This is a genomic window from Ruminococcus sp. OM06-36AC, from assembly GCF_003438725.1.
GTDB lineage: Bacteria > Bacillota > Clostridia > Oscillospirales > Ruminococcaceae > Ruminococcus_C > Ruminococcus_C callidus.
Window position 1 is genome coordinate 1 of the sequence record NZ_QSTT01000043.1, and the last position, 5521, is coordinate 5521.

The window sequence follows — 5521 nt, forward strand, 5'->3', positions numbered from 1 at the left end:
TGAAATCATGCAAGCACCCCGGCTGTCCCAATCTGACAGACGGCTTGTACTGTGCAAAGCATCAGCCCTTGCACCCAGACCGACCGTCTGCCGCCAAGCGTGGCTACGGCAGCAAGTGGCAGCGGCTCAGCAAGGCGTACCTCCGCCAGCATCCCTTGTGTGTGCGGTGCAAGGCACAGGGACGGTTCACGGCAGCGACCGTGGTCGACCATATCATTCCTCACCGTGGTGATCCGCATCTGATGTGGGATGAAAGCAACTGGCAGGCGTTATGCAAGCCCTGCCACGACCGCAAGACATGGACGGAAGACCGAAATCCCGTCTATCGGTATTGATTGTGTCTGAAATGCTGCCGGTGGGGGGATAAAAATCGCTAATTGTGAATTTTTTACAGACCGGCGTCCACTCTCACGCACAAAAACGGGTATTCAAACACCCTATTGACCCCTCAGAGATATAAATATTGAAAAATACCGATAACATCTAACTTTGCCGACTTTTGTAGTCGGCATTTTTCATGCCCGATTTAACATTTTTGTTTGAATTTCTTTGATTTTTCGGAGGTGATGGCATCATGGCGAAAGACGGTACAAACCGAGGCGGTGCAAGACCGGGTGCAGGAAGACCAAGAAAGGCACTCACGGAGAAAATTGCTGAGGGAAAATCGGCGGAAGTTATGATGCAGCCTGCGGATATAGAATCTGCTGAAACACCGCCTGTCAGAGATTTCATGAAAGAATTACAGCGTGACGGCACAAAACTCCTTGCAGATGATGTGTATACAGAAACTTATCAATGGCTGAAAGAACGCTCGTGTGAGAAAATTGTCAGCCGTCAGCTTGTGGAACAATATGCCATGAGCATTTCCCGTTGGATTCACTGTGAGCAAATCGTCACCAAATACGGATATATTTCAAAACATCCTACAACTGGTGCGGCAATTGCTTCTCCGTATGTTGCAATGTCACAGAATTACATGAAACAGGCAAACCAAATCTGGAATCAGATTTTTCAGATTGTGAGGGAAAATTGTTCTGTAGAATTTCAGGGCAATCCGCAGGAAGATATGATGGAAAAATTGCTGAGAAGCAGAAAGTGAGAAATACATGAAAGCAGATGTTCAATTCTGGAGAGAACTGAAACAGCAGAAAAATAACATGACCAAACAGCAATATCGCACAATCAAGGGACAGGCTGTCAAAGGCAATATGGATGCCGCCCGAAGAGGTATGCTCAGAATTCAGCAGAGGAGGAATTACAGATGACCACAACTACAGAATTTCAGCTTGTTGACATCGACAAGTTAGTGCCATACGCCAACAATGCCAGAACACACAACAAGGAACAGATCCTAAAACTTCGTTCTTCTCTGCGTGAGTTTGGATTTGTGAATCCGGTCATTATCGATCGGGAATACAATGTGCTGGCTGGACATGGCCGCATTATGGCGGCAAAGGAAGAAGGTATTGCAGAAGTTCCCTGCGTGTATGCCGACCATCTGACAGAAGCACAGAAGAAAGCGTACATTCTTGCTGACAACCGGATGGCGTTAGATGCTGGCTGGGATGAGGAATTGCTCGCCGTAGAAATGGAAGAATTGCAGAATCTTGGCTTTGATCTTGGTCTGACAGGATTTGATGAAAAAGAAATCGCTGACCTCTTTGCAATTGACAGCGATGAGGCAAAAGAAGATAATTTCGATGTAGACGCAGAACTGGAAAAGCCCTGCAAATCGAAACTCGGCGACATCTGGCATCTTGGAAAACATACTGTCATCTGCGGAGATTCCACTTTGCCTGAAACATTCAATGCGTTGCTTGGTGATACAAGAGTAAACCTTGTCTGTACAGATGCACCATATTTTGTGGACTTGAATAGCTCATCAGGAAAAATTAAAAACGACAACCTGAATGATAAGGAAGCCTACGAATTCCTTATGAAAGTGTTCAAAAATCTACATGAGTATATGCAGAGAGATGCGAGTTTCTATGAATTCTATGCCACTTCAAAGGCGAGAATTTTTCATGATGCTTTTGAAGATGCAGGCTTTAAAGTTGGTGCGGGTCTTGTCTGGAAAAAGGACAGACTTGTGCTTACAAGAACTGACTGGAAATATATCCATGAGCCTATTATTTTTGGCTGGAAGAAAGATGGTAAGCACAACTGGTACGGAGATCAGAAACAGGTAACTGTATTTGAATTTGACCGTATTAAAAACAGCAAAGAAGACGGCTGCGGACATCCTTCAAGCAAGCCTGTTCCTCTTATCGCCTATCTTATCGGTTTATCAACGCAGACGAATGCTTTAGTGCTTGATTGCTTTTTAGGTTCAGCATCTACCCTGATTGCCTGTGACCAGCTTGACAGAATTTGTTACGGCATAGAGTTTGAACCGAAGTTTGTTGATGTAGCCGTTGAAAGGTACACAAAACTCCATGACGGAAATTCCGATGATGTGTATTTGATTCGGGATGGGAAGCGAATGGAATATTCGGAAGTAGAGGTGTCAGATGCGTAACCTCACCCTTGGCAGCCTCTTTGACGGCAGTGGCGGTTTTCCGCTTGCCGGACTGCTGGCAGGCATTGTGCCTGTCTGGTCTTCTGAAATTGAACCGTTTGCCATTCGTGTGACAGAAAAACGGCTGCCGCAGGTACAACACTTCGGCAATATCAGCGGACTGCATGGTGCAAAGCTGCCGTCTGTGGACATCATCACCTTTGGCAGTCCATGCCAGGATATGAGCATCGCCGGAAAACGAACCGGTCTGAACGGCAGCCGTTCTTCTCTGTTTCACGAAGCAATCCGTATCATCCGAGAAATGAGGTGTGCAAGCAATGGCAAATATCCAAGATACATCGTCTGGGAAAATGTCCCCGGAGCATTTTCCTCCAACGGTGGAGAAGATTTCCGCTGTGTCCTCGAAGCCATCTGTTCGGTCAAAGACAGCAGCATTTCAATTCCTCGACCTGCGGGAAAATGGACAAAAGCCGGAGAGATTCTGGCAGAATCCTATTCCCTCGCATGGCGAGTTCTTGATGCACAATACTGGGGAGTCCCCCAACGAAGAAAACGGATCTTTCTTGTCGCAGATTTTGACGGAACAAGTGCCGGAAAAATACTATTTGAGTCCGAAGGCTTGTCAGGGTATTCTGCGGAGAGCCTCCGTACGTGGCAAAGAACTGCCGGAAGTGCTGCGGACAGCTCTGGAACGGCAGGCTTGTGCTTGTGTGACCAGGGCGGAGAACGCATAGACATTCTGAAAGAACGCACTGCCACCCTTCGGGCAGAAGCCCATCATCCGCCTTGTGTACTGGAAAATCATCCTGCTGACAGCCGGCTTCAGATCTCTGAGAACGGAAAAGTACAGACACTGACTTCCAGATGCGGAACCGGTGGCGGAAATGTTCCGCTGTTGATGGATACACCGAAAACACTGAAGATCCGCTGCGGAAAAGCCGGCGGTGGAAAAGGCAGTCTGATACAGGAAAACAAATCTGCTACGCTGTCCTGCAACAATGACCAGACGGTATTTCAGCCGAAAGCATACGGCATCAGTTCCTTTTCCAGCAATGCCATGCTTTCCGGTAATCCGCATAGCGGCATTTATGAGGCAGACACTGCCCGTACTTTGGACACCAGCGACCAGTCACCAGCAAAAAACCAAGGCGGTATTGCTGTTCTGGAAAGTTATGCTTTGCAGGGTTCAATGATCGGTCGGTCTGACCAAAACGGACCACAGGGCGGCGGTGTCAACAAAGAGGTCGCTTTCACTTTGAATGCTACTGACCATCATGCAGTGTATGCTGCTTCTACGGGAAATTTCAGCAGTGCATTTCGGGAAACGACCCCTACACTGCTGGCACGGGATCACAAAGACCCCAGTATCGTTTCCAGCGGTTATGCGGTTCGCAGACTGACACCGCAGGAATGTGCAAGACTGCAGGGATTTCCGGATCAATGGTGCAGTGACTTGGCATCGAAAAATCCCACAGAAGAAGAAATCGACCGATGGGTAGTTATTTTTGAAGAATACCGAAAAGCGGTAAAACCGGAGAGCCGTCCCAAAAGGCGAAAGATGGTACAGAAATGGCTGCAAGATCCATATCGTGATGCAGAAGAGTACCGCCTTTGGGGGAATGGCATCTGTCTGAATGTTGCTGTTTTTGTACTTGCTGGAATCGTCTGGGCAGATTTGTGATCTGTTACAAATGACGGCCGAAACATTCTACACATCTCACAGTTGCTATCTGTGGGAAACAGAGTTAATATGTGTCATGGCGAAAGCAAAAACGCCGAAAGAAAGGAGTTTTTCACATGACCATTGCTTATCACAGTCAAAATCGAAAGGAACTGGTGAAAGCCATCAGTGAGATTATCGGCATTCCGGCAGTCTATCAATTCATGCCCACCTGTGCCTACCAAATCGGGGAATGCTACACCGTTACCAAGTCCGGTGATCTGAAAATCAGTGACCAAGCCGACTATAAGGAAACAGAACGGCTTCTTGCCGAACTGGCAAATCAGGGCTATGCTGTTCCGGACACATCAGAACCGGAATCTAAAGGCTTGACTGTGCAGATGCCAGCCGATTTCTTCACGGAGCATACGCTCGGCAATCTCCGACAGATCTGCGAAAACAAGGCTGCCCTTTTTCAGGCAGCTTTTCAAACCGACTGTTTGGACATCATTCCGTCTGATGAAAAGGTGGAATTCCCGTGGTTCACGGTCGAACAGGATGGTGATGCAGATGCCTACTGTACTTTCATTTCCATGCTCTGCGAATTTGCCAAGAACCAGAGCCGCATTAACCGCAAGCCGGACACCTCCGACAATCCCAAGTACACCATGCGGTGTTTCCTGATTCGTCTGGGAATGGTGGGTGCAGAATTCAAGGCAGCAAGAAAAGTCATTCTTCGCAATCTCACAGGCAATTCCGCATTCAGAAAGGTTGGTGATACTGATGCAGTTTCCGAGTGAATCATATTTGGAACAGCTGCGAAAAAAGTACCCTGTCGGAACGAAATTACAGCTGATTTCTATGCGGAATGAAACGTATCCGATTCTTCCCGGAACAGTTGGTGTGGTCACGCACATTGATGATGCGGGCAGTATTCATATGCGGTGGGAAAACGGTTCTTCCCTTGCTCTGATTCCCGAAATCGACAGTTTCCAGACCGTATCCAAGGCGAAAAAATAAGGCGGAACCTCCTCCATTATACAGTATGTTACCATACAATCGCAAGGATTGCAAGCGTGTATTCTACACAATCTTTTGACCTCATTTTCTGTACATTTAGCCGCTTGCTATCTCCTCCGTTTAGAGTTAATATGGTTACAACGAAAGGGAAAAAAACCCGAAATTACGGAGGAAAACACCATGAACGAAAAAACCGCAAAGCAAATCGAAAACCTGAAAAATCAGACCATTGGCGTGGAGATTGAGATGAACCACATCACCAGAGAACGGGCTGCCAGACTTGCCGCCGACCATTTCGGCACAGGCAGATACGAATACACCGC

At 47.4% G+C, this 5521-nt stretch carries 7 protein-coding genes and 1 pseudogene; all 8 read left to right on the forward strand.

Translation table 11 applies throughout. The features are described 5' to 3' along the window. Window positions 1-335, forward strand: a 335-nt coding sequence (locus tag DXB92_RS12760) for an HNH endonuclease signature motif containing protein (RefSeq protein ID WP_147330071.1), incomplete at its 5' end; no start/stop codon positions are given. 239 nt (window positions 336-574) lie between these two features. Continuing rightward, window positions 575-1099 carry a P27 family phage terminase small subunit gene (locus DXB92_RS12765; protein WP_117734169.1) on the forward strand — a complete coding sequence of 175 codons (525 nt, stop codon included), beginning with the start codon at window positions 575-577 and terminating at the stop codon, window positions 1097-1099. 7 nt (window positions 1100-1106) lie between these two features. Next, window positions 1107-1265 carry a hypothetical protein gene (locus DXB92_RS13875; protein ID WP_181977080.1) on the forward strand — a complete coding sequence of 53 codons (159 nt, stop codon included), beginning with the start codon at window positions 1107-1109 and terminating at the stop codon, window positions 1263-1265. Next, window positions 1262-2518, forward strand: coding sequence for a DNA methyltransferase (locus DXB92_RS12770; RefSeq protein ID WP_117734176.1), 1257 nt, complete (start codon window positions 1262-1264; stop codon window positions 2516-2518). The genes DXB92_RS13875 and DXB92_RS12770 overlap by 4 nt, the downstream gene beginning before the upstream one ends. Beyond that, window positions 2511-4199 carry a DNA cytosine methyltransferase gene (locus tag DXB92_RS12775; RefSeq protein WP_117734177.1) on the forward strand — a complete coding sequence of 563 codons (1689 nt, stop codon included), beginning with the start codon at window positions 2511-2513 and terminating at the stop codon, window positions 4197-4199. Before DXB92_RS12770 ends, DXB92_RS12775 begins: the two co-directional genes overlap by 8 nt. Window positions 4200-4315: 116 nt before the next feature. Continuing rightward, window positions 4316-4978 (forward strand): virulence protein, encoded by a 663-nt coding sequence (locus tag DXB92_RS12780; RefSeq protein ID WP_117734178.1) that lies wholly within the window; start codon window positions 4316-4318, stop codon window positions 4976-4978. After that, on the forward strand, window positions 4962-5198 hold the full coding sequence (locus DXB92_RS12785) for a DUF4314 domain-containing protein (protein ID WP_117734179.1): 237 nt from the start codon (window positions 4962-4964) through the stop codon (window positions 5196-5198). The genes DXB92_RS12780 and DXB92_RS12785 overlap by 17 nt, the downstream gene beginning before the upstream one ends. Before the next feature lie 180 nt (window positions 5199-5378). Then, a pseudogene (locus tag DXB92_RS14220) lies at window positions 5379-5521 on the forward strand (amidoligase family protein); the annotation flags it as partial.